This is a genomic window from Escherichia sp. AM3, from assembly GCF_032029835.1.
Classification (GTDB): domain Bacteria; phylum Pseudomonadota; class Gammaproteobacteria; order Enterobacterales; family Enterobacteriaceae; genus Escherichia; species Escherichia coli.
Map to the genome: position 1 here is coordinate 1 of NZ_JAVUPQ010000947.1, position 275 is coordinate 275.

Annotated in this window: 1 protein-coding gene; it reads right to left on the reverse strand. The window is 39.3% G+C overall.

Features of this window, described 5'->3' with window-relative positions:
• Positions 1-73, reverse strand: a 73-nt coding sequence (locus tag RTW80_RS29180; protein ID WP_312721611.1) for a cold shock domain-containing protein, incomplete at its 3' end; no start/stop codon positions are given.
• Positions 74-275: the final 202 nt, after the last annotated feature.

Genomic DNA, 275 nt, shown 5'->3' on the forward strand with positions numbered 1-275 from the left:
CGTCAGGAGTGATGAAGCCGAAACCTTTATCAGCGTTGAACCATTTTACCAGACCAGTCATTTTAGCAGACATAGAAATTACCTTATTAACAAATATATTGTGCCTTCCGGCTTGATGGATTGCGTTACAGATTTTTAAGCGATGAAGGAAGGGTCACTACGAAGGGTATCTATGGATAACAATCTGGACTGCTTTACTAAACTGCTTTAGGTCTGTGTAACAAACCGACGAACATAGTTATACCGATGTGGTAGATGAATGACAAGTGTTATTT